This window comes from Streptomyces sp. NBC_00663, from assembly GCF_036226885.1.
Lineage (GTDB): Bacteria > Actinomycetota > Actinomycetes > Streptomycetales > Streptomycetaceae > Streptomyces.
This window is the reverse complement of the sequence record NZ_CP109027.1, coordinates 3827437-3850688: the sequence shown is the minus strand read 5'-3', so window position 1 is coordinate 3850688 and position 23252 is coordinate 3827437. Positions and strand designations below refer to the sequence as shown.

General features: G+C 71.6%; 24 protein-coding genes. 18 read left to right on the top strand and 6 right to left on the bottom strand.

Annotation, left to right across the window (positions count from 1 at the left end):
• The first annotated feature begins 53 nt into the window (after positions 1-53).
• The 13 genes from OG866_RS17350 to OG866_RS17290 all read left to right on the top strand — a co-directional run bounded on the left by OG866_RS17350 (position 54) and on the right by OG866_RS17290 (position 13342).
• Positions 54-1292: an ATP-grasp domain-containing protein gene (locus OG866_RS17350; RefSeq protein ID WP_329335722.1), complete on the top strand. Its 1239-nt coding sequence runs from the start codon at positions 54-56 to the stop codon at positions 1290-1292.
• Positions 1285-2529, top strand: coding sequence for an ATP-grasp domain-containing protein (locus OG866_RS17345; protein WP_329335721.1), 1245 nt, complete (start codon positions 1285-1287; stop codon positions 2527-2529). The genes OG866_RS17350 and OG866_RS17345 overlap by 8 nt, the downstream gene beginning before the upstream one ends.
• An 11-nt stretch (positions 2530-2540) precedes the next feature.
• The gene (gntA, locus tag OG866_RS17340; RefSeq protein WP_329335720.1) at positions 2541-3353 is read left to right on the top strand and encodes a guanitoxin biosynthesis heme-dependent pre-guanitoxin N-hydroxylase GntA; all 813 of its coding nucleotides are present in this window, start codon (positions 2541-2543) and stop codon (positions 3351-3353) included.
• Entirely contained in the window at positions 3350-4126 is a 777-nt protein-coding gene (locus OG866_RS17335) for an SDR family NAD(P)-dependent oxidoreductase (protein ID WP_329335719.1), read from the top strand. The genes gntA and OG866_RS17335 overlap by 4 nt, the downstream gene beginning before the upstream one ends.
• Positions 4123-5154 carry an inosamine-phosphate amidinotransferase 1 gene (locus OG866_RS17330; protein ID WP_329335718.1) on the top strand — a complete coding sequence of 344 codons (1032 nt, stop codon included), beginning with the start codon at positions 4123-4125 and terminating at the stop codon, positions 5152-5154. The genes OG866_RS17335 and OG866_RS17330 overlap by 4 nt, the downstream gene beginning before the upstream one ends.
• A 5-nt stretch (positions 5155-5159) precedes the next feature.
• Positions 5160-5963: a GNAT family N-acetyltransferase gene (locus tag OG866_RS17325; RefSeq protein WP_329335716.1), complete on the top strand. Its 804-nt coding sequence runs from the start codon at positions 5160-5162 to the stop codon at positions 5961-5963.
• Positions 5960-6748 carry an MOSC domain-containing protein gene (locus OG866_RS17320; protein ID WP_329335715.1) on the top strand — a complete coding sequence of 263 codons (789 nt, stop codon included), beginning with the start codon at positions 5960-5962 and terminating at the stop codon, positions 6746-6748. The genes OG866_RS17325 and OG866_RS17320 overlap by 4 nt, the downstream gene beginning before the upstream one ends.
• Positions 6745-8079, top strand: coding sequence for a hypothetical protein (locus OG866_RS17315; protein WP_329335712.1), 1335 nt, complete (start codon positions 6745-6747; stop codon positions 8077-8079). The genes OG866_RS17320 and OG866_RS17315 overlap by 4 nt, the downstream gene beginning before the upstream one ends.
• A gap of 13 nt (positions 8080-8092) precedes the next feature.
• The gene (locus OG866_RS17310) at positions 8093-9361 is read left to right on the top strand and encodes an MFS transporter (RefSeq protein ID WP_329335710.1); all 1269 of its coding nucleotides are present in this window, start codon (positions 8093-8095) and stop codon (positions 9359-9361) included.
• A gap of 158 nt (positions 9362-9519) precedes the next feature.
• Entirely contained in the window at positions 9520-10992 is a 1473-nt protein-coding gene (gene yczR / locus OG866_RS17305; RefSeq protein ID WP_329335708.1) for a MocR-like transcription factor YczR, read from the top strand.
• Between the two features lie 154 nt (positions 10993-11146).
• Positions 11147-11785 carry a maleylpyruvate isomerase N-terminal domain-containing protein gene (locus OG866_RS17300; protein ID WP_329335706.1) on the top strand — a complete coding sequence of 213 codons (639 nt, stop codon included), beginning with the start codon at positions 11147-11149 and terminating at the stop codon, positions 11783-11785.
• A 1-nt stretch (position 11786) separates the two neighbouring features.
• The gene (gene argB / locus OG866_RS17295; protein ID WP_329335703.1) at positions 11787-12743 is read left to right on the top strand and encodes an acetylglutamate kinase; all 957 of its coding nucleotides are present in this window, start codon (positions 11787-11789) and stop codon (positions 12741-12743) included.
• The gene (locus tag OG866_RS17290; RefSeq protein WP_329335701.1) at positions 12677-13342 is read left to right on the top strand and encodes a hypothetical protein; all 666 of its coding nucleotides are present in this window, start codon (positions 12677-12679) and stop codon (positions 13340-13342) included. The genes argB and OG866_RS17290 overlap by 67 nt, the downstream gene beginning before the upstream one ends.
• Positions 13343-13357: 15 nt before the next feature.
• Here OG866_RS17290 and OG866_RS17285 read toward each other — a convergent pair whose 3' ends face one another.
• Together OG866_RS17285 and OG866_RS17280 are read right to left on the bottom strand one after the other, a co-directional pair.
• On the bottom strand, positions 13358-14131 hold the full coding sequence (locus OG866_RS17285) for an SDR family NAD(P)-dependent oxidoreductase (protein WP_329335700.1): 774 nt from the start codon (positions 14129-14131) through the stop codon (positions 13358-13360).
• Between the two features lie 42 nt (positions 14132-14173).
• Positions 14174-14872, bottom strand: a complete 699-nt coding sequence (locus tag OG866_RS17280) for an MOSC domain-containing protein (protein ID WP_329335699.1) — start codon at positions 14870-14872, stop codon at positions 14174-14176.
• An 80-nt stretch (positions 14873-14952) separates the two neighbouring features.
• Between OG866_RS17280 and OG866_RS17275 the strand changes: the two genes are divergently transcribed.
• Entirely contained in the window at positions 14953-15858 is a 906-nt protein-coding gene (locus OG866_RS17275; RefSeq protein ID WP_329335697.1) for a LysR family transcriptional regulator, read from the top strand.
• A gap of 59 nt (positions 15859-15917) precedes the next feature.
• On the opposite strand, the gene OG866_RS17270 is transcribed toward OG866_RS17275, so the two are convergent.
• On the bottom strand, positions 15918-16250 hold the full coding sequence (locus OG866_RS17270; protein ID WP_059192859.1) for a WhiB family transcriptional regulator: 333 nt from the start codon (positions 16248-16250) through the stop codon (positions 15918-15920).
• 381 nt (positions 16251-16631) lie between these two features.
• Here OG866_RS17270 and OG866_RS17265 point away from each other — a divergent pair, with 381 nt between their 5' ends.
• From OG866_RS17265 to OG866_RS17250, 4 genes are all read left to right on the top strand, one after another.
• Positions 16632-17243 (top strand): response regulator transcription factor, encoded by a 612-nt coding sequence (locus OG866_RS17265; protein ID WP_003948568.1) that lies wholly within the window; start codon positions 16632-16634, stop codon positions 17241-17243.
• Positions 17244-17516: 273 nt separating this feature from the next.
• The gene (locus tag OG866_RS17260) at positions 17517-18092 is read left to right on the top strand and encodes a sigma-70 family RNA polymerase sigma factor (protein WP_059192858.1); all 576 of its coding nucleotides are present in this window, start codon (positions 17517-17519) and stop codon (positions 18090-18092) included.
• A gap of 150 nt (positions 18093-18242) precedes the next feature.
• Positions 18243-19751, top strand: a complete 1509-nt coding sequence (gene guaB, locus OG866_RS17255; protein ID WP_329335692.1) for an IMP dehydrogenase — start codon at positions 18243-18245, stop codon at positions 19749-19751.
• Positions 19752-19856: 105 nt separating this feature from the next.
• On the top strand, positions 19857-20981 hold the full coding sequence (locus tag OG866_RS17250) for a GuaB3 family IMP dehydrogenase-related protein (protein WP_329335690.1): 1125 nt from the start codon (positions 19857-19859) through the stop codon (positions 20979-20981).
• 104 nt (positions 20982-21085) lie between these two features.
• Here the strand turns inward: OG866_RS17250 and OG866_RS17245 are convergent, their stop codons facing one another.
• From OG866_RS17245 to OG866_RS17235, 3 genes are all read right to left on the bottom strand, one after another.
• Positions 21086-21349, bottom strand: a complete 264-nt coding sequence (locus OG866_RS17245) for a hypothetical protein (protein ID WP_329335688.1) — start codon at positions 21347-21349, stop codon at positions 21086-21088.
• A gap of 2 nt (positions 21350-21351) precedes the next feature.
• Complete coding sequence (locus OG866_RS17240; RefSeq protein ID WP_329335687.1) at positions 21352-21840, bottom strand: hypothetical protein; 489 nt, start codon at positions 21838-21840, stop codon at positions 21352-21354.
• Positions 21841-21997: 157 nt separating this feature from the next.
• Positions 21998-23209 carry a nucleotide sugar dehydrogenase gene (locus OG866_RS17235; protein ID WP_329335685.1) on the bottom strand — a complete coding sequence of 404 codons (1212 nt, stop codon included), beginning with the start codon at positions 23207-23209 and terminating at the stop codon, positions 21998-22000.
• Positions 23210-23252 lie beyond the last annotated feature (43 nt).

Sequence of the window (23252 nt, the reverse complement as noted above, 5' to 3'; positions counted from 1 at the left end):
TCCGGAATCATGACCGGGCCGTCCGTCGGCCAGAGCGGAGAAAACGAATTCCCATGTCTGCAACAAGAATTCTGGTCGTCGAGCCGATGTCCTCGGCGAACGGTCTGATCCTCGCCGCCCACGAACAGGGTTTCGAGGTCGTGGTGGCCTCCCACCACAGCGGTGACCGCACGATCCCGGAGACCCTGCTCCAGTACGTCGACGAGCTGCTCGTCGTCGACACCAACGACGAGGCGGCGCTCACCGAGGCGGTGACCGAGGCCCACGGGCGGCGTCCGCTGACCGGCATCCTGCCCGGCTTCGAGTTCTACGTGGACAGTGTCGCCCGCCTCGCGCACCGGCTCGGTCTGCCCGGTCTGCCGGTGGAGACGGTGGCGGCGCTGCGCGACAAGTCCGTCATGCGCGCCCGTGCCGAGGCCGCCGGTCTGCGCGTGCCGCGCTACGCGCAGGCGTCCGGCCCCGACGAACTGCTCGCCGCCGCGGCGCACGTGGGCTACCCCGCCGTCCTCAAGCCCGCGGCCTCGGCCGGCAGCGTGCACGTCAGCCGGGTCGACGACGAGGACGGCCTGCGCCGCGCCTACGACTGGCTGGTCTCCGACACCCGTACCGACGCGGGCCGCGGCCTGGACGGACGGGTGCTCCTTGAGGAGTACGTCGCCGGTCCCGAGATCAGCGTCGAGGGCTATGTCGCCGACGGCGAGGTGGTCATCTCCGCCCTCACCACGAAACTGCTCGGCCCCGAGCCGCACTTCGTCGAGATCGGCATGGTCGTCCAGCACGAGACCGACCCGGAGACCAGGGCCAGGATCGAGTCGTACGTCGTCGACCTGTGCCGGGCGCTCAACCTCCCGCTGGGCATCTTCCACTGCGAACTGCGGCTGCCCGAGGGCGACCCGGTGCTGATCGAGATCGGCGCCCGGCTCGCCGGACACCGCATCCCGCACCTGGTGGAGCTGGCCACCGGCACCTCGCTGACCCGGATCATGCTGGCCCACTACACCGGCCAGGACCCCGCCGAGCTGGGCGCCTTCACGGCCCCGCGCGCCAAGACCGCCGCCATCCACTGCTTCACCGCGGAGGGGCTGGAGGTCTTCCACCGGGTCGCCGGCGCCGAGGAGTTGCGGGCCGCCGACGACGTCCTGGAGGTCTCCGTCTACTACCGGGAGGGCGAGGAGATCCCGCCCGCCGAGGACTTCCGGGCGCTGCTCGGCCATGTGGTCTTCGCGGCCGAGTCGCACACGGCGGCCCTGGAGCGCATCGAGGCGCTCGGCCGGGAGGTGCGCGTTGAGTAGCACCGCCGGGGCGCTCCCCACGTACCTGGTCCTCAACCGGTACGACGACGAGTTCGGCGAGTACCACCGCTTCGTCGAGCCCGGCAGCTGCCGGCTGGCGTATGTGACCCTGCCGTACGGCCTGCCGATCCTCGACCGCGACGGCGCCCTGGATCTGGTCGTCGCCGACGACCTGGAGTTCGACACCGTCCTGCCGATCGCCCGGCGCCTGGAAGAGCGGTACGGCGCCTTCGACGGCGTGGTGGGCCTGTCGGAGTACGACGTGCTCACCGCGGCGCGGCTGCGCGTCGCCCTCGGCGTGCCCGGCTGGCGGCCCGACTTCGTCATGGCATTCCGTGACAAGCCGCGGATGAAGGAGCTGGTCGGCGCCGCAGGGCTGCGGGTGCCGGGGTTCCGTGATCTGGACGCCGCCACGACGGCCGAGGAGATCGTCGGTGAGCTCGGGCTGCCGGTGATCCTCAAGCCGCGGGACGGCTGGTCCTCGCGCGGGGTGGTGCGGGCGGACGACGTGCCGGCCCTGGCGCGTGCGCTGGCCGAGGTCGATCCGGCGGCGTACGAGTGCGAGGAGTACATCGAGGGCCAGGTCCTCCATGTCGACGGCATCCGGCGCGGCGGGAAACCGCACTTCGTCAGCGCCTCCGGCTATCTCAACACCTGCCTGGACTTCCTCGACGGCCTGCCGCTCGGCTCGGTGCTGCTCGACCCGGGCCCCGAGCGGGACCGGGTGACCGACTTCGCCGACGCCTGTCTTGAGGCGCTGGGCCTGGACGACGGGCCCTTCCATCTGGAGCTGTTCGCCACCGGCCAGGGGGAGTTGGTCTTCCTGGAGGTGGGGCTGCGGCCGGGCGGCGCCGAGGTGGGGTTCGTGCACCGGGACCTGTTCGGCATCGACCTGTTCGGCGAGGCGTTCCGCGCCACGCTCGGCCTGCCGCCGCTGAAGGCCGCCGAGGAGTACGACAACACGCCGGGCGGCGGCTGGGTCAGCGTGCCCGAACCACGCCCGCTGCCCTGCCGGGTGGTGTCCAGGACACCGCTGCTCGGCGAGGTCCCGGAGGTCTACGCGGAGGTCCTGCCGGACATCGGCACGGTCTTCGACGGCACCGGCGGCTACGACCACATCGGCGGCCGGTTCCGGCTGCGCGGCGACGGTCACGCGAGCGTGCGCGCGGCGGCGCTGACGGTCATGCGGACCTACCGGGTCGTCGCCGAACCGGTACCGCAGAAGCAGGGGAACTGAGGGGGATACCAGTGCTTGGCACCAGCCGTCGTCCGACGGGGGAAGTCGGGGAGGGGTCGGCGGAGAACCCGCCGGCCGATGCTGCGGAGGAGCGGACGGAGAACCCGTCCGAGCGGCCCGCGGCGCAGCTGACGGAGAAATTGCTGGGGCCGGAGTTCTCCTGTGTGGCCGGCAAGAGCGCGCAGCTGCGTGGCACGCTCGTGCACCGTCACTTCGGCCGGCTCGCCGAGCCCGCCACGACCCGGGAACTGCACGCGGCGCTCGCCGACTTCGCCGCGCGGCGCGAGGACATCGACCCGCTGATGGCGACGTTCGCGGCCACCTTCTCGGGACCGGCGGACACCGACGAGACGGAGTTCGAGGAGCTGCTGTGGAGGCAGCTCCAGGCCCTGCACGACCTGGACACCGGCCAGTACCCCTGGGACCCGCAGGTGGACCCGGACCCGGCGTCGGAGCGGTTCGGCTTCAGCGTCGGCGGCCACGCCTTCTTCGTGGTGGGCCTGCATCCGGGCGCCTCCCGGATCACCCGCCGGTTCCCGCTGCCCACGCTCGTCTTCAACTCCCACCTCCAGTTCGGGCGGTTGAAGGAGAAGGGCATCTACCAGCGCATCCAGGGCCAGGTCAGGGAGCGGGAGCTGGAGCTCCAGGGCTCGCTCAACCCCAACCTGTCCGAGTTCGGGGCCGCCTCCGAGGCCGTCCAGTACTCGGGCCGGGCCGTCCCGGAGGACTGGACGTGCCCGTTCCGACCGGCGGCGGGGGCCTACCCGGCCCACCCCGCCTCAGCGGCCCACCAGGCCGACCCCGAGGAGAGCAGGACCCCATGACCAAGTGGACCGTGATCACCGGCGGTACGGCCGGGATCGGGCGGGCGGTGGCGGAGCGGTTCCTCAAGGAGGGACTGCCGGTCGCGGTGCTCGCCCGGCGCGTGGAGCGCCTCGACGATCTGGTGGACGCCTTCGGGCCCGGGCTGATCCGGGTCGAGCGGGCCGACGTACGGGACGGCGAATCCGTCGCCACCGCGGTCGAGGCGCTCCTCCAGGACGGCGGTGAGATCGCCGCGCTCGTCAACAACGCCGGGCTGTCGCTCGGCCTCGGCGCCCTGCACGACGGGGCCGTCGAGGACTGGGGCACGATGATCGACACCAATGTCTCGGGTGTCCTCCACGGCATCCGCGCCGTGCTGCCGGCGATGCGCCGCACCGGTGCCGGGCACATCATCAACCTCGGCTCGCTGGCCGCGGAGTACCCCTTCTTCGGCGGCAACGTGTACGCGGCCACGAAGGCGTTCGTCCACCATCTGTCGGCCAACCTCCGCGTCGACGTGCAGGGCACCGGCATCCGGGTCACCTGTATCGCGCCCGGCATGGTGCGCAGCGAGTTCGCGCTGGTCCGCTTCAAGGGCGACCAGGACCGCGCCGACGCGCTCTACGACGGCATCCGCCCGCTCGCGCCCGAGGACGTCGCCGACACCGTGCTGTGGGCCCATCGGACGCCCGCGCACGTCAACGTCAACTACGTCGAACTCATGTCCATTGACCAGCCGTTCGGTCTCTCGCTGACCCGTCCGGCACCGGCACAGCGAAAGGAAACGCCGTGAGCTCCGTCAGGTCGTTCAACGACTTCGGACAGCTTGAGGAGATCGTGATCGGAAGTGCCGAGCACTTCCACATCCCGGACGCGGACACCTCGCTGCGCCACTTCTTCGGTCTGCCCGAGGACCACACCGGCGACCAGGTCACCGAGGCCGACCTGGCCCGGATCATCGACGAGACGCAGGAGGACCTCCAGGCGCTCGCCGACACCCTCACCTCCTTCGGTGTCACCGTCCGCCGCCCGGCCCCGGCCGTGCACGGCTCGACGCTCACCGTCGCCGACTGGACCACGACCGCCAACCACTCGCTGATGCCCCGCGACTGCCTCCTGGTGGTCGGCGAGAACATCATCGAGGCGCCGATGCCGGTCCGCGCCCGCTACACGGAGACCTTCCCCTTCCGCGGTCTGCTCTCCGAGTACTTCGCGTCCGGCGCCAACTGGCTCGCCGCCCCGCGCCCCCGTCTCGCCGACGCGACCTACGCCTACGACGGCGACACCCCCGTACTCGCCGAGATCGAGCCGCTGTTCGACGCCGCGAACCTGCTGCGGGCCGGCCGCGACCTGTTCTTCAACGTCAGCAACACCGGCAACCGCACCGGCGCCGCCTGGCTCCGGCGGGCGCTCGGCGCCGAGTTCACCGTCCACGAGATCTCGATCTGCGACGACCACGTCGGCACCACCCTGCACATCCTGCGCCCCGGCGTGCTCCTCGCCAACGCCGGCCGGCTCACCCCGGAGACCGTCCCGGCGCCGCTGCGGAACTGGAAGATCATCTGGTTCGACGAGCCCGAGGACGACGGCTACGGCCTCACCTGGCCGCGCGCCTCCACCTGGATCGGCATGAACATCCTCTCCGTCAACGAGGAGACGGTCATCGTCCCGGCCAAGCAGACCGAACTGGCCCGCCAGTTGGAGAAGGAGGGCTTCACCGCCGTACCCGTGCCCTACCGACACGGGCGCACCTTCGGCGGCGGCTTCCACTGCTGCTCCCTGGACGTACGTCGCCAGGGTTCCCTCGAGTCGTACGTGTAGCGGCCATGCCCATCAACCTGAACACCAGCAAGGTGATCGACGTCGCCCTGAGCCGGGGCGGTGACGAGTTCGTCGACGTCCGGTTCCGCCGGGCCCGCGCCGACGACGCCGAGGCGATGTACCGGCTGTCGCTGCCCTTCATGGACGCCGGGCAGCTCCTCGTCCGTGAACGCGCGCTGTTCGAGACCCTCTCCGAGGACTTCCGGGTCCTGGAGGCCGACGGCGAGGTCGTCGGCTGCGCGGGACTGCGCGGCTTCGACGCCCTCGCCGAGATCTACAACGTCGCCGTCGACGAGAAACGGCACGGCCTCGGCCTCGGCCGGCTGCTGCTGGCCAGCATGGTCGGCGCGGCCCACGCCGAGGGCTACGCGCAGGTGCTCGTCTTCTCCAAGACCACCTCCGCCTGGTTCGCCCGCTACGGCTTCCAGCCCGTCGACTCCGCCGGGCTGCCCGCGGCCCGCCTCGCCCTGGTCGACCCGGCCCGCGAGTCCGTCGCCCTGGGCCGCGCCACCGTCGGCGGCTACGACGGCGTGGAGGTCCTCGCGGGACTGACCGAGCTGCGGATCACCTTCGACCGCAGCTCCGCCGAGTTCGGCTGGGACGGCTCCTACGACTCCCTGCTGCCCTTCGCCGACGACAACGGCGTGGAGACCAAGTCGCTGTGCTGGGCGGGCGTCTGCGGCACCTGTGCCGTACGGCTCAAGCGCGGCACCGTCCGCTACCACGTGCCGCCCCAGGGCGACCCCGACGAGGGGGAGGTGCTGCTGTGCATCTCGCAGCCGGTGACCGACCTGGTGCTGGACCTGTGAGCGCGGCACTGCCCGTCGTACAGCTGTGGCGCTACCCCGTGAAGTCCATGGGCGGCGAGCGCGCGGACCGGCTGTTCCTCGGGCCGAGCGGAGTGGTCGGCGACCGTGAGTTCGCGGTCGTCGTCGCGGCCACCGGCCGGGTGCTCACCGCCAAGCGGGAGCCGCGGCTCCTTGACGCCACGGCGCGCCGTCACGAGGCCGGGGCCGAGCTGACCCTGCCGGACGGGCGGCGGTTCACCACCGCCGACCCGGACGCCGACGCGATCCTCGGCGACTGGCTCGGCCAGGCCGTACAGCTGCGCCGCCAGACCGGCCGGGTGCACACGGTCGAGGAGTACCGCTCGGACCCGGCCGAGCCCTCGTCCCTGTCCACCTTCGACCTGCCCGCCGGCAAGTTCGTCGACGAGGCCCCGGTGCACCTGCTGAGCGAGGGCGCCCTGCGCGCGGCCGGCGCCCGCCACCCCGACGGCACCTGGGACGTGCGCCGCTTCCGCCCCAACGTCCTGCTGGGCACACCCGGCCACGGACCGGCCGAGGACGCCTTCCTCGGCACCCGCGCCGCGATCGGCAACGTCGTCCTGGACGTCACCCAGGCCACCCAGCGCTGTGTGATGGTGACGCAGCCGCAGCGGAACCTGCCCAAGGACCGCGAGATCCTGCGCAGCCTCGTGCAGGCCTCGGCCGGCACCTTCGGTGTCTACGCCACGGTCGCCCGCCCCGGCACCGTCCTGCTCGGCGACACCCTCGCCGTGCAGGACGTCATGGCGAGGGAGCTCGTGCGATGACGGACGCGGTCACCCGGGCCTTCAACGAGTCGGCCGTACGCCCCGACTCCGCCCCCACCCTGCGCAAGGCGCCCTCGCTCGCCGACTGGCCCGGCGAGTACCTCTCCCGCCCCCTGTTCGTGGCCAAGGACCAACTGCACGGCTTCGCGGCCGACCTCGACCGCATGCTGGCCCTGCTCACCTCCCTGCCCGAGCGGCTCTACGACGGTGATCTCGACGCCTTCTGCACCGCCCTGGGCCTCGACGAGCGGCGCGGCGCGGTGATGCGCAGGCTCGGCGGCGGCGCCCCGCCGCACGCGGGCCGGGCGGACGTCTATCACGACGGCACGGCGTTCAAGCTGCTGGAGTTCGGCATCGGCAGCGAGGTCGGCGGCTGGGACCGGGCCGGGGAGATCCCCCGGGTCCTGCTGGAACAGGACGACGCCTTCGCGTCCTTCGCCGCCGCACACGGCCTCGGCTACACCCACACCGGCCGCGCTCTCGCCGACGCGCTGCGCAAGGCGGGGGCGGCCGTGACGGCGGGCGGGGGCGATCCTGTGGTGGCGCTGCTCGAAGGCCCCGGCGGGCTCGACCGATGGGGCGCGACCTGGCAGCCGCTGCGGGAGCTGATGCGGGGCTTCGGCCTGGACTTCCGGATCGGGGAGATCGGCCGGCTCGCCTTCCGCCACGGCAAGCCGTACCTGGACGGCACCCCCGTCGACGTGGTCTACCGCTGCTTCGAGGCGGACCAGGTCTATCTCGACCCCGAGGCGATGGCCCTGGTGGAACCGCTGTGCCGGGCCCACGAGGAGGGCACCGTCGTCCTGTGGACCCCGCTGGAGAGCAACCTCTACTGCGAGAAGGGCTGTCTGGCCCTGCTCTCCGACGCCCGGCACCGGGACCGGTTCAGCGCCGACGAACAGGCCCTGATCGACCGGGTGCTGCCCTGGACCCGGGTGCTGCACGGCGACGCCTTCCTCGCCGACGAGGAACTGGTCGCGCGGTGCCATGACCGCCGTACCGAACTGATCCTCAAGCCCAACGGGCTCTACGGCGGCAAGGGTGTCGTGGCCGGCTGGGAGACGGGCGCGGGGGAGTGGTGGCGGGCGGTCCGCGAGGCCGCCGAGGGCGGCTGTGTGCTCCAGGAACGCGTCACCCCCCGGCCGGAACCGGTCGTCGACCCGCTGACCGGCGTCGAGGCGGACTGGCAGGCGGCCTGGGGCTTCTTCTATCTGCCGCAGGGCCACGCCGGCGCCTACGCCAGGGTGCTGCCGGCCGGGGACAGCGCCGTCATCGGCATCAGCGCCAACGACAAGACCCGGACGGCCGGCGTCTTCCACCACTCGACGTGAGGATCAGCCTGTCATGAGCGAGTTGTCCGTGCCGGACGCGCCGGACGCGACGGAGGCCGAGGCGGAGGGCAGGAGCGGCGCCCAAGGCAAGGGGATGGGCCGGGAGTTCAGGCTCCTCTGGTCGGCCGACCTGATCGCCACCCTCGGCGACGGCGCGCTCGTGGCGGCGATCCCGCTGCTCGCCAAGTCGCTCACCAGCGACCCGAGCCTGGTGGCCGGCGTGGCCACCGCCCGCACCCTGCCCTGGCTGCTGCTGGCCCTGATCGGCGGCGCGCTCGTGGACCGCTTCGACCGGCGCCGGCTGATGGTCGGCGCCCAGGCCGCCCAGGTGGTCCTGGTCGTGGTGGTCGCCGTCATCGCCACCTTCGACCTGGCGCAGATCTGGATGCTCTACGTCCTGGCCTTCGGAGTGGGCTGCGCGGAGATCCTTTTCACCGGCGCCAGCCAGGCCCTGGTGCCCACCCTGGTGAAGTCCGACCATCTGGAAGCAGCCAACGGACGACTCGTCGCGACCGCCTCGGTTTCCCGAGAATTTGCCGGCCCGCCTTTGGGCGCGGCACTGTTCGCGTTCGCTATTCCGCTGCCGTTCTGGCTGAATGCGATCGCTTTCTTCGTGTCGTTGCTGCTGTTGTCTCGAATTCGCGCCACCGGCCGACCGCCCCGCCCCGAGAAGCCGACCGCGATGCGCACCGAGATCGCCGAAGGGCTGCGCTGGCTGGGCAAGAACCGGCTGCCGCGCACCCTCACCCTCATCGCCGGCTCCGGCAACTTCTGCGAGTCGATGGCCCTGGCCACGCTGGTGCTCTTCTCGCACGACGTGCTGGGCATCGGCGACCGGGGATACGGGCTGCTGCTGGCCGCGATGGCCATCGGCGGGGTGATCGGCGGACTGGTCAGCAACCGGGTCGTGGACCGCTTCGGCGCCCGGCAGGTCGCCATCGGCGTGCAGATCGTGTGCCCACTGGCCTGGCTGGCGATCGGCCTGGTGGGACGCGACCCGGTCACCGTGGTGGCCCTGTTCACCCTCTTCTCGATCGCGCTGTCCATGTGGAACGTCGTGTCCTGGTCGGTACGTCAGCGGCTCATCCCCAACGAGCTCATGGGCCGGGTGAGCGGCGCCGGGCGGATGTTCGCCTTCGGTGCGATGCCGCTGGGCGCGCTGGTCGGCGGATTCGTCGCCGACTGGCTGGGACTCGTCGCTCCGTGGATCATCGGCGGCGCCCTCTCCCTGCTGGTCGCGGTGTTTGCACTGCCCGCTCTCCGCAAATGGGACGGCGAGTGACAACGTTGGCCGAAGTATTTCCCGATCGTGAAAACTTTCCAAAAGATCTTGTAGTAGCGCTCTTCTCGGCCAAGACTCCCGCTGGCAGGAAAACGAACCTGACTAGCGGGGGGACCGCAATGAGGGACGACGTCGCCCAAAAGGTGAACGCGGACCAATTGGCAAGACTGCTCGGCGACTGGCGACAGGGCACCGCCTACATGGACCTGGCGCAGGCGCTCAAAGCACTGATCCTGGACGGACGCCTCTCGGTGGCGGCCAGGATCCCGGCCGAACGCACCCTGGCCGCGTCCTGGGGCATCAGCAGAAACACCGTGGCCTCGGCCTACCAGCGGCTGCGCGAGGAGGGCTACCTCCGCAGCCGGCAGGGCGCGGGAAGCTACGCCGCCCTGCCCGACGGCGCCGAACGGGCGCCGCGCGCCCTGTCCTGGGTGCCGGGGCAGGCCGTCGACACCCACATCGACCTGACCTGCGCGTCACTGCCGGCACCGGAACCGGCCTTCAGCCTCGCCGTCGCCGAGACCGCGACCCGGATGGCCCGGCACTCCGACGGCCACGGCTACGACCTCGTCGGGCTGCCCGCCCTGCGACAGGCCATCGCCGACCACTACACGGCCCGCGGCGTGCGCACCAGCGCCGACCAGATCATGGTCACCGTCGGCGCCCACCACGCCTGGGGGCTGCTCCTCCGGCTCCTCGTCCGGCCTCGGGAACCGGTCCTGATCGACAGCCCGACCTACCCCAACGCCCTGGAGGCGATCCGCAGCCACGGCGCCCGCCCGATGTCGGTCGGCCTGGACGAGGCCGGCTGGGACGTCGACCTCATCGAGAGCGCCCTGCGCGGCCCCCGGCCCGCCGTCGCCTACCTCATGCCCGACTTCCACAACCCCACCGGCCTCGTCATGCCCGACGCGGCCCGGCGCGCCGTCGTCGACGCGGCGCTGCGCAGCGGCACCTATGTGGTGGTGGACGAGACGCTCTCCGAGGTCAACCTCGACGCGGGCCCGCTGCCGCCCCCGATGGCCGCGTACGGCAGGTCCGGCGCCGTCATCAGCATCGGCTCGCTCAGCAAGACCGTCTGGGCCGGGCTGCGGGTGGGCTGGGTCCGGGCCTCCAAGTCGGTCATCTCCCGCCTGGTCGCCGTACGCGGCCCCAGCGACCCCGGCAACCCGCTGGTGCAGCAGCTCATCGCCTGCCGGCTCTTCGAGACGTACGACGACCTCCTGCGCGGACGCAGCGCGGAACTGATCGCCCAGCGCGCCGCCCTGACCGAGGTGCTCCGCGCTCAGCTGCCGCAGTGGCGGTTCACCGTGCCGCGCGGCGGACTGTGCCTGTGGGTGGACCTCGGCGCGCAGCTCAGCACCAAGCTGTCGCTGGCCGCCGGACGGCACGGCGTCCAGGTGCTCCCCGGACCGCGCTTCGGCGCCGACGGCACCCTGGAGAACCGGCTCCGTCTGCCCTTCGCCCTCGACGCGACCACCCTGGCCACCGGAGTCGCCCGGCTCCGCGAGGCCTTCGACGAGGTCACGGCCGAGCAGACCACCCCACCCCGCACCTGGAACCGCACCCGCATCCCCGCACCACACCTCCCCGCTACGCGCGTCAACCCCACGGAAAGGCTCCCGCGATGACCTGTGTCACGGGCGCGCGCATCGAAGGGGAGACGTCGCCCCGGATGGCCGGCGCGTACACCGGAAGGGCCGCGGCGGCCTGTGTCACTGGGGTGTTCACCGAAAAAGCCGCGATGACCTGTGTCACCGGCGCCTACACCGAAAGGCTCCCCCGATGACCCGCATCACCGGCGCCTACCTCGACGCGGCTGCCGTCGCGGTGGATCTGCTCGGCCACCCCGCCGTCGCCGAGCGCTGGAAGGAGCCGAGTGCGCTGGCCGAATGGAGCGTCGGCGGGCTCGCCGGCCATCTCGCCTGGCAGGTCTTCTTCATCCCGGCCGTCCTCGACGAACCCGCCCCCACCCAGCAGGTCATCGGCCTCGACGATTACTACTCCCGCGTCCGCTGGATCGACGCCGGTCTCCACGACGAGGCCAACGCCCGGATCCGGCGCGGCGGGGAGGACGCGGGCGCGGAGGGCGTACGGCCGCTGGCGGACCGGGCCGCCGACACCGTACGGGTCCTGCGCACGCGGCTGCCCGCCGAACCCGACCGGGCCGTACGGCTGCCGGTGTGGGGCGACTACGCGCTGAGCCTCGACGACTTCCTGACGACCCGTCTGATGGAACTGGTCGTCCATACCGATGACTTGGCGTTCAGTGTCGGCATCCCGACCCCCGAGCTGCCCGCGCCCGCCGTGGAGGCGAGCGTCGGCCTGCTGACCCGGCTGGCCCTGCGCCGCCATGGCCAGTCCGCGGTACTGCGCGCGTTCAGCCGCGCGGAACGCGCCCCGTCCGGCATCGCGGCGTTCTGACATGGACGACATGGATGACATGGACGGCGTCCCCGACCTGGCCTCCTTCCGCGGCCGTACCGTCGTCGTCAAGCTCGGCGGCAGCGCCATGGCGGACCGGGAACTGCTGCGCACCTTCGCCCGGGACGTGGCCCGGCTGCACCGGGCCGGGGTCCGGCTGGTCGTGACGCACGGCGGCGGCCCGCAGATCAACGCGCACCTGGAGAAGCTCGGCCTGCCCGTCACCTTCAGGGCCGGCCTGCGGGTCACCACCCCCGAGACCATGAACGTGGTCCGCATGGTCCTCGCCGGCCAGGTGCAGCGCGATCTCGTGGGTCTCCTCAACGAGGACGGCCCGCTCGCCGTCGGCATCACCGGCGAGGACGCCCGCCTGCTCACCGCCGCCAAACGCCTCGCCGTCCTGGACGGCGACGAGGTGGACATCGGCCTCGTCGGCGACGTCACCCGCGTCGACACCCACGTCCTGCGCGCCCTCACCGACAGCGGCCTGGTCCCGCTCGTCACCGGCATCGGCCGCGGTGCGGACGGACAGGTCTACAACATCAACGCCGACAGCGCCGCCGCCGCCCTCGCGGCCGGCCTGCGCGCGGACCACCTGGTGATCCTCACCGACGTACCGGGCCTGTACGCCGACTGGCCGCGCCGGGACCGGATCGTCGAACGCCTGACCGTCACCCGGGCGGCGGAACTGCTGCCCGCCCTGTCCGGCGGCATGGCCCCCAAACTCGAGAGCTGTCTGCGGGCCGTCCGGTCCGGGGTCGGCCGCGCCCAACTCCTCGACGGCCGGGTGCCGCATGCCCTGCTGCACGGCTCCTTCGGCACCGGGCACACCGGGACCTCCGTCGTGCCCGACCCTCCCCACACCCCGCTGAACAACCTGGAAGACGACACATGCGCCTCATCACCTCCGCGTCCGCCCTCCTCCTCGGTCTGCACCACGTCCGGGTCTGGAAGCTGACCTCCGACCAGCCCCTGCTGCGCGCGGACGACGGTCTGAGCGCCGAGGCCGCCGCCGGGGCGTGGGAGCAGGACGCCCCGGAACTGCCCGGCGGCTACCGAAAGCTGCTGGCCGACCTCGGCTACGAGGGCACCACCCCCGCCGGTGAGCGGCTGCGCGAGGGCGTCCGCACCCGCGGCTGGCGCTCGCACGGCGCGGTGGTCGACGCGGTGAGCGTGGCGACCCTGCGGCACGGCGCCGGCATCGGGCTGCACAGCCTCTTCAAGGAGGACGAGGGCAGCGACCTCGTCGTCACCCGGGCGGCCGGCACCGAGCGGATCGTCCCCGCCTTCTCCACCAAGTCCAGGCCCGTCCCGGCCGGCGACCTGCTCTACGGTCTGGCGGACCCGGACGGTGCCGTCGAGGAGCCCTTCGCCTGGCTGGGCCGCCGCGACTGCGACGCCGCCGCCCGCCAACTCGCCCCCGACAGCAGGGAGGCGATCCTCGTCGTGCTCGGCTGCCCCGGCGAGGACGCGGCCCACAGCGAGACCATCGGCACCACGGTCGCGACCCTCCTCACGGAACTCCGCCCGGACGTCACCCTGACACCGGTGGCGTGAGCGGCCCGGCGGCCCCTACTGAGGGCCGTACTTCCGTCCCGTCTTGGACGTGATCCCGCCGAGCAGCCCGCGCGGCACCACCTTCACCACGCCCATCAGCGCCTTGTACCGGGGGTCGGGAATCGACAGCGTCTTCCCCCGGGCAAGGTCGCTGAGCGCGGACGCCACCAGCTTGTCCGCGTCCAGCCACATCCACCCCGGGATGTTGTCCGTCCCCATCCCGGCCCGCTCATGGAACTCGGTGCGCACGAACCCGGGCGCCAGGGCCATCAACCGCACCCCGCTGCCCGCCAGATCCTTGGCCGCCCCCTGCGTGAACTGCACGACCCACGCCTTGGAGGCGCCGTACGTCCCGCGCGGCACGAAGGCGGCCACGGACGCGACATTGACGACACCGCCCCGCCCGCGCTCCCGCATCGCCTCCGTCGCGGCCGACGTCAGCCGGAGCACCGCCTCGCAGTGCACCTTGAGCATCCTCAGCTCGTCGGCCATGGAGACGTCGAGATAGCGGCCCTTGTTGCCGAAGCCGGCGTTGTTGACCAGCAGGTCGACGGGGCTGCGGCGGTCGGAGAGCCGGGCCGCCACCGACTCGATGCCCTCGTCCGTGGCCAGGTCCGCGGTCAGGACCTCCACCTCGACGCCGTGCCGGTCGTGCAGCTCGGTGGCCTGCTCGCGCATCCGCTTGGTGTCGCGGGCCACCAGCACGAGGTTGTGCCCGTCAGCCGCCAGCCGTCGTGCGAACGCGGCACCGATGCCCGCGGTCGATCCCGTAATCAATGCCGTTGTCATGGCGCAAGGTTAGTGACCCGGACCGACAGCGTCCGATTGCCGTCAGTCCGCGCGCTCCCCGTACTTCTCCACCTTCTCCCCGTACTTCTCCACGTACTCGCGCGCCGACCGGAGCACCTCCGGATGCAGCGCGTCACCCGCGGCGAGCATCCGGGGCAGCAGCGCCCGCTCGGTCGTCGTCGCCCGGAACGCCATGGCGACCGTCACGTCGTGGTCGGGCCGGTGCACGATCTCGACCGGGTCGCCGGCCCGCACCTCGCCCGGCTCGATCACCCGCAGATACGCGCCCGGCGCCGCCTTCCGGGTGAACCGCTTCACCCACCGCTGCTCGTCCATGTGGCCCTGGAAGGTGCCGCACGGAATCCGCGCACTGGTGATCTCCAGGACCACCTCGGGCCCGATCCGCCAGCGCTCGCCGATCAGCGCCCCGGACACGTCCAGACCGAGCGTGGTGAGGTTCTCCCCGAACGCGCCGTCGGCCAGCGTCCGCCCCAGTTCGCGCTCCCAGTCGTCCAGGTCCTCGCGCGCGACGGCGTAGACCGCCTGGTCGTCCCCGCCGTGATGCTGCCGCTTGCACACGTCGTCCCCGGCGAGCCCGCTCCCGCCGATGCCCTTCGGCCCGGGCGCCGCCACCCGCACCGCTCCGGTCACCGGTTGCTTGTCGATACCGGTCAGCCCCTCGGGGTTGTCGGTGTACGCCACGGCCTTCGCCCGGCCCAGGTTCACTGACAGAAGCTTCATGGACGGCACGGTAGGCGTCGGCCGTCAAAGCCGCCACGCATTATTCGGCGCCGTATCAAAGGCTGGCTTATCCTCGAAGGGTGATCGAAGCCCGCCATCTGCGCGTCCTGCGTGCCGTCGCCGCCACCGGCTCCTTCTCGGCCGCCGGCCGGGAACTGGGCTGCACCCAGCCCGCCGTCAGCCAGCAGATGAAGGCCCTGGAGTCGTCGGTGGGTACCCCGCTGCTCATCCGCAGCGGGCGCGAGATGCGCCTGACCCAGGCGGGCGAGGCGCTCGTCCGGCACGCCGCCGGGATCCTCTCCGGACTCACCGCCGCCGAGGAGGAGGTCGCCGCCATCGCCGGCCTGCGCGCCGGCCGCGTACGTCTGGTCTCCTTCCCCAGCGGCAGTTCCACCCTCGTCCCCACCGCCCTCGCCGCCCTGCGCGCCGCGCACCCCGGCACCCGCGTCTCCCTGGAGGAGGCCGAACCGCCGCAGTCCGTCGAGATGTTGCGGGAGGGCGACTGCGACGTCGCGCTCGCCTTCCGGTACGAAGGCGCCACGCGCGGCGGCGACGAATGGGAGGACCTCGTCGTACGGCCCCTGCTGCGGGACCGGCTCGTCGCCCTGGTACCCGAACGGCACCGGCTCGCGCGGGCCGGGTCCGTCGCCATCGGGGACCTCGCGCGCGAGCCCTGGATCGCCGGATGCCCGCGCTGTCGCGGCCAGTTGGTGGAGGTGTGCGAGGGCGCCGGGTTCACCCCTCGCATCGACTTCGCCACCGACGACTATCCGGCGGTGGTCGGGCTGGTGGGCGCGGGCCTGGGCGTCGCCGTGCTCCCGCAGCTCGCCATCGAGTCCGTACGGCCCCGGGGTGCGCGCACGGTCACCCTGGAACCGGCGGTGCGGCGGGAGATCGTCGCGCTGACCCTGCCCGACCTGGCCCAAGTGCCCGCCGTGGCGGCGACCTTGGACCGGCTCGCGATCGCGGCGGGGCGGCAGCCGTAGAAAAAATCACGGGCACGCGTCCGCGTGCCCGTTCAGGAGAAACGTGGAGAAACGTTCCTTCAGTTGTTCGAAGCGGCATGCCCGCCACTCGACGACGATGCCGTCACCAGGCGGTTGCGCGCCCGGCCCATGAGCTCTTCGCGCTCGTCCTCGGTCAGCCCGCCCCACACGCCGTACGGCTCTCTCACCGCCAGCGCGTGCGCCGCGCACTGCGCGCGCACCGGGCACCTCATGCAGACCTCCTTGGCCGAGTTCTCACGAGCACTCCGCGCCGCACCGCGCTCACCCTCCGGATGGAAGAAGAGCGAACTGTCGACCCCGCGGCAGGCAGCCAGGAGCTGCCAGTCCCACAGGTCCGCGTTCGGTCCGGGAAGGCGGGAGAAATCTGCCATTGCGTGACCCCTTGTAGCCGTTCTGCGGCGGATACGGTGTCCACGACCGTACATCTACGATCTAAGGAGATGAAAATATGACTCATTGCGAATCTAGCCTCAGACACCAGCAAAAGGGAAGAAATAGGGCTAAATGGGGCACCGGTTGTGATGAAACGTTGTGGGTCCGTCGCGCATGTCTGCACCGTGTCCGCGCCCTCACGTAGAGTGCCGAAGACGGCGCGCGGCCCCGTAACTCTTTCGAGTGACCGTCGTTGAGAGTGCGGAGGCGGTTGAAGCAACAAGTGCTCGGGCAGGCGTCCGGGACGGTCGACCGCACAGGTGACATTTCGTACCAGCCTGGAGGCTCAAGGTGACGTGCATCAGCTGCGGAGGGCGGCCATGACATCCGTCCTCGTCTGCGACGACTCCCCGCTTGCCCGAGAGGCGCTCCGCCGCGCGGTCGCGACCGTGCCCGGCGTCGAGCGCGTGACGACCGCGGCCAACGGCGAGGAAGTCCTCCGCCGCTGGGGTGCGGACCGCTCGGACCTGATTCTGATGGACGTACGCATGCCCGGACTGGGCGGCGTCGAGACCGTACGGCGGCTGCTGTCCGCGGACCCCGGTGCGCGGATCATCATGCTCACCGTCGCGGAGGACCTGGACGGCGTGGCGCTGGCCGTCGCCGCCGGGGCACGGGGCTACCTCCACAAGGACGCCTCGCGGGCCGAGTTGCGGGCCACCGTGACGCAGGCGCTGGCCGACCCCACGTGGCGGCTGGCCCCGCGGCGACTGCGGTCCGCCGAGATGGGTGCCGCGCCGACGCTCACCGCGCGTGAGATCCAGGTGCTCGAAGGGATGAGCCACGGGCGGTCCAACGCGGAGATCGGGCGGGAGCTGTTCCTGTCCGAGGACACCGTGAAGACGCACGCTCGGCGGTTGTTCAAGAAGCTGGGTGCGTCCGACCGGGCGCATGCCGTGGCGCTCGGGTTCCGTTGGGGCCTGGTTCGCTAAGAGCTCGGTCGCGCAGGTTTGTCGCCGTGTGCAGGTCGTTCGTGGCTGGTCGCGCAGTTCCCCGCGCCCCTTTCGGGGCGCGGGTGTCGTTGCCCGCTGCTTGTTTCTCCGCCGATGCCGCATCCTTGAGGTGTGGAGTCTCTCGGGGACGAGTCGGTCGAGCGGAAGGGGAGGGCGCAGGAGATGAGTTCCGGCGCACCTGCTCATAACGCTTCGGTGCACAACATCGGGCGCGGTGCCGCGGATGAATCGGCCACAAGGCACCATGGACCGATGCGCGAGGACGAGACGACGGTGATCGGTGGGCTTGTCCACCGCGCCGTCGACGGGGATGAGCAGGCGACACACGACCTGCTCGCCCACGTCCACCCGCTGGCGCTGCGCTACTGCCGTACGCGGCTGTCGCGGCTGCCCGGCGACGCGCGCCACTTCGTGGAGGACCTGGCCCAGGAGGTCTGCGTCGCGGTGCTGCTGGCGCTGCCTCGCTACCGGGACACCGGCCGGCCCTTCGAGGCCTTCGTCTTCGCCATCGCCGCCCACAAGGTCGCCGACCTCCAGCGGGCCGCGATGCGGGGCCCCGGCTCCACGGCGGTGCCGTCGGACGAGATGCCGGAGCGGCCCGACGACTCGCTCGGCCCCGAGGAGCGGGCGCTGCTCAGCAGCGACGCCGAATGGGCCAAGAAACTGCTGGCCAACCTGCCCGAGAACCAGCGGGAGCTGCTGCTGCTGCGGATCGCGGTGGGGCTGACGGCCGAGGAGACGGGCCAGATGTTGGGAATGTCACCCGGCGCGGTGCGGGTGGCGCAGCACCGCGCGCTGAGCAGGCTGCGGGCCCTGGCCGAGCAGTAGCGCCCGCTGTTCGTGGCTTCGGTGAACAGGCCCCACCTCGGTTCCGTACGAAGCTACGAAGCCGGTAGCAGGACGAACCGTGGAATTCGGGGCCCTTCCTTCCCGTTAGCATGGACATCCGCACCGATCAAGGCCATTGGGGAAGGTGTCATGACTGCAAACGTCGACGGAGTGCCCGCCAAATTCGCGACGCTCGGGCTGACCTACGACGACGTGCTGCTGTTGCCGGGCGCGTCGGACATGGCTCCCGACGAGATCGACACCGCCTCGTACGTCTCCAAGAACGTGCGGGTGAACATCCCGCTGCTGTCCGCCGCCATGGACAAGGTCACCGAGTCGCGCATGGCGATCGCGATGGCCCGCCAGGGCGGCGTCGGCGTGCTGCACCGCAACCTCTCCATCGAGGACCAGGCCAACCAGGTCGACCTCGTCAAGCGGTCCGAGTCCGGCATGGTGGCCGACCCGATCACGGTCCACCCGGACGCCACGCTCGCCGAGGCCGACGCGCTGTGCGCCAAGTTCCGCATCAGCGGCGTCCCGGTCACCGACCCGGGCAAGAAGCTGCTCGGCATCGTCACCAACCGCGACATGGCCTTCGAGAGCGACCGCACCCGCCGGGTCCGCGAGGTCATGACGCCGATGCCGCTGGTCACCGGCAAGGTCGGCATCTCCGGTGTCGAGGCCATGGAGCTGCTGCGCAAGCACAAGATCGAGAAGCTTCCGCTGGTCGACGACGACGGTGTCCTCAAGGGCCTCATCACCGTCAAGGACTTCGTCAAGGCCGAGAAGTACCCGAGCGCCGCGAAGGACGCCGAGGGCCGCCTCCTCGTCGGTGCCGCGGTCGGTGTCGCCGGTGACGCCTTCGAGCGCGCCCAGGCCCTGATCGAGGCGGGCGTCGACTTCATCGTCGTCGACACCGCGCACGGCCACTCCCGCCTCGTCGGCGACATGGTCGCCAAGATCAAGTCCAACCACACGCGCGTGGACGTCATCGGCGGCAACATCGCCACCCGTGACGGCGCCCAGGCGCTCATCGACTCCGGCGTGGACGGCATCAAGGTCGGCGTCGGCCCCGGCTCCATCTGTACGACCCGGGTCGTCGCCGGCATCGGCGTCCCGCAGGTCACCGCCATCTACGAAGCCGCGCTGGCCGCCAAGGAGGCCGGGGTCCCGGTCATCGGCGACGGTGGCCTCCAGTACTCCGGCGACATCGCCAAGGCGCTCGTGGCGGGCGCCGACACCGTGATGCTGGGCTCGCTGCTCGCGGGCTGCGAGGAGTCCCCCGGCGAGCTGCTGTTCATCAACGGCAAGCAGTTCAAGTCGTACCGCGGCATGGGCTCCCTCGGCGCGATGCAGTCCCGCGGCGACCGCAAGTCCTTCTCCAAGGACCGCTACTTCCAGGAGGGCGTCGCCTCCGACGAGCAGCTGGTCCCCGAGGGCATCGAGGGCCAGGTGCCCTACCGCGGCCCGCTCTCCTCGGTCGTCCACCAGCTGGTCGGCGGTCTGCGCCAGTCGATGTTCTACGTCGGCGGCCGCACCGTGCCGGAGCTCCAGGACAACGGCCGGTTCGTCCGGATCACCTCGGCGGGCCTCAAGGAATCGCACCCGCACGACATTCAGATGACGGTCGAGGCGCCGAACTACAGCCGCAACAAGTAGTCACCCGGCTTCCCGAGGGCGGCCCCGGAGCATCCGGGGCCGCCCTTGTCGTACCCGTCGGGGATACTGGGAGGCGCTGCAACGCATCAGGGAAAGGCCACACACGTGACTGAGATCGAGATCGGGCGCGGCAAGCGCGGCCGCCGGGCGTACGCCTTCGACGACATCGCCGTCGTCCCGAGCCGTCGTACGCGCGACCCGAAGGAGGTCTCGATCGCCTGGCAGATCGACGCCTACCGCTTCGACCTGCCGTTCCTGGCCGCCCCCATGGACTCGGTCGTCTCCCCGGACACCGCGATCCGCATCGGCGAGCTGGGCGGCCTCGGTGTGCTCAACCTCGAAGGCCTGTGGACGCGGTACGAGAACCCGCAGCCGCTCCTTGACGAGATCGCCGAGCTGGACGCGGAGACGGCCACCCGCCGCCTCCAGGAGATCTACTCCGCCCCCATCAAGGAGGAGCTGATCGGCGCGCGCATCAAGGAGGTGCGCGACTCCGGCGTGGTCACGGCGGCAGCGCTCTCCCCGCAGCGCACGGCGCAGTTCTCCAAGGCCGTGGTCGACGCGGGCGTGGACATCTTCGTCATCCGCGGTACGACGGTCTCCGCGGAGCACGTCTCCGGCTCCCACGAGCCGCTGAACCTGAAGCAGTTCATCTACGAGCTGGACGTCCCGGTGATCGTCGGCGGCTGCGCCACGTACACCGCGGCCCTGCACCTCATGCGCACCGGTGCCGCGGGCGTCCTGGTCGGCTTCGGCGGCGGCGCTGCGCACACCACGCGCAACGTGCTGGGCATCCAGGTGCCGATGGCGACCGCGGTCGCCGACGTCGCCGCGGCCCGCCGTGACTACATGGACGAGTCCGGCGGCCGGTACGTGCACGTGATCGCCGACGGCGGTGTCGGTTGGTCCGGCGACCTCCCCAAGGCGATCGCCTGCGGCGCGGACGCCGTGATGATGGGCTCCCCGCTCGCCCGCGCCACGGACGCGCCGGGCCGCGGCCACCACTGGGGCATGGAGGCGGTCAACGAGGAGCTGCCGCGCGGCAAGAAGGTCGACCTCGGCACCGTCGGCACCATCGAGGAGATCCTGACGGGCCCGTCGCACATCCCGGACGGCTCGATGAACTTCTTCGGCGCGCTGAAGCGGGCGATGGCCACGACCGGTTACAGCGAGCTCAAGGAGTTCCAGCGCGTCGAGGTGACGGTCGCGGACTCACAGCACAAGCGGTAGGTCGTACGACGGTTTCGTACGGCGGCTTCGTAGGGCGGTTTCGTACGACAGGAAGGGCCCGTCCACCGGGGAGGTGGGCGGGCCCTTCCGCGTGTCGTGGCGGCTCAGAGCCAGGTTTTCAGCAAGGCGATGAGCACGATGACGAGGCTGAGGGCGAGGATGCGGGCGCCCCGTGTGCGGTAGTCGCGGGCCGTCCACACGGTGTCGAGCGGGCCGAAGTCGCCGGTGGTGGCGGCGGTCAGCTCGGTGTTGATCCTGGCGCGCTCCGCCCAGGCATCGGCTGCCCCGCGCACATTGAGCGCCAGGCAGCCGCCCCATACGACACCCGCGAGACCGAGCAGGAGAAGGACCGCTGATACGGGGACCACGCTCAGGCCACGGCCTTCTTCGCGCCGGAGAATGCCGCCGCTGCGCCGATGGCCAGGAAGGCGAAGGTCAGGATGTCGGCGTCCTCGCTCCAGACGTCCGTCACCAGGCCGAAGTGGTCGGTGAGGATGGTGCCGATGTTCATGCCGGACTCGTCGGCGCCGATCATCGCGATGCCGAGGATCTGGCCGGCGTAGACCGCGCCCAGGGACAGGACGGCGCTCACGATCGGCAGGACGGGGTTCGGGCCGCCGACCTTGCCGGCGACGTAGCCGACCGCGAAGCCGACGCCGACCGCGACGTAGCCGATCTCGTGTTCGGTCGACTTGAGGATGGCGCCGTAGACGAGCGCGGTGACCAGGGCCACGACCACACCGGCGAGGACGCCGAGAGCGACGTTGCCCTGGGCCGGGGCGGCGGGCGGTACCGGGGCGGGCGCCTGGGCGAACGGGTTGCCGTCGGCGGGCTGCGGCGGCGGGGTTGGCTGGGTCATGACAGAGATCCCCCCATGGGACGGGCTGAGCGAGCGGTGTGGGGTGTGCGCACGACTGTGCGACGGGGCTCGCCGGGAGGCGAGTCGCCGAAGAGTAGCAGGCACACCGACCGCTTCCACCAGCCGTTTTTGCCAGCCGTTTTCGCCCCAGGGGGACTCAGAGGCGGTGCGCCGCTCCGGTCGGGGTGGCGCCGCGCGTGTCCAGCAGCAGCTGTGCCTTCACCGACAGGCCCTGGAGGTCGTACGTGCGGTGCTGCTGGAGCAGGATCGTCAGGTCCGCGTCCGCGGCGGCCTCGTAGAGCGAGTCCGCGCGGGGGACCGGGCGGTCCAGGACGTTCCAGGAGGGGACGTGCGGGTCGTGGTAGCTGACCGAGGCGCCCAGTTCCATCAGTCGGACCGCGATCTCGCGGGCGGGGGTGGCCTGTTGGTCGGCGAGGTCGGGCTTGTACGTCACGCCGAGCAGGAGCACGCGCGCGCCCCGCGCCGACTTGCCGTGCTCGTTGAGGAGAGTGGCGGCGCGCTGGACGACGTAACGGGGCATCTGGTTGTTGACCTGCTGGGCGAGTTCCACCATGCGCAGGCCGCGGCCGGCGGGCGCGCCGGTCAGGTCCTGCGGGACCGCGTGGCCGCCGACGCCGGGGCCGGGACGGAAGGCGTGGAAGCCGAAGGGCTTGGTCTCCGCGCAACGGACCACGTCCCACAGGTCGACGCCGAGGTCGTGGCAGACGACGGCCATCTCGTTGACGAGGGCGATGTTGACATGCCGGAAGTTCGTCTCCAGGAGCTGGACCGTCTCCGCCTCGCGCAGTCCACGCGCGCGTACCACCTTGTCGGTGAGGCGCGAGTAGAACGCGGCCGCGGACTCGGTGCAGGCCGGGGTCAGGCCGCCGATCACCTTCGGGGTGTTGGCGGGGGTGAAGTCGCGGTTGCCCGGGTCGACCCGGCTGGGCGAGTAGGCGAGATGGAAGTCGCGGCCCGCGCGGAGCCCGGAGCCCTCTTCGAGGAGGGGGCGGAGAAGGTCCTCGGTGGTGCCCGGGGGGACGGGCGACTCCAGGATGACGGTGGTGTGCGGGCGCAGCTGCGCCGCGAGGGTGCGGGCCGCGGACTCCACCTGGCTGAGGTCGAGGCCGCCGTCCGCGCCGCGCGGGGTGGGCGCGCAGATGACCGCCGTACGCACCCGGCCGAGCTCGGCCGGAGAGGTGGCCGGCCGGAAGCCCCCCGAGAGCATCCGGCGCAGTTCGGCGGGGCTGAGCGAGCCGGCCTCGGGGCCGGTGCGGTAGCCGAGCGTGGAGATGCCGGCGGCGACGGCCGCCTGGGCCAGGGGCAGTCCGTATGGGCCGAGTCCGATGACGGCGAGATCCGCGGGCATGGCGTGGACCGTCCTTCCCAATAACCGAAGCGGGACAGGTGCG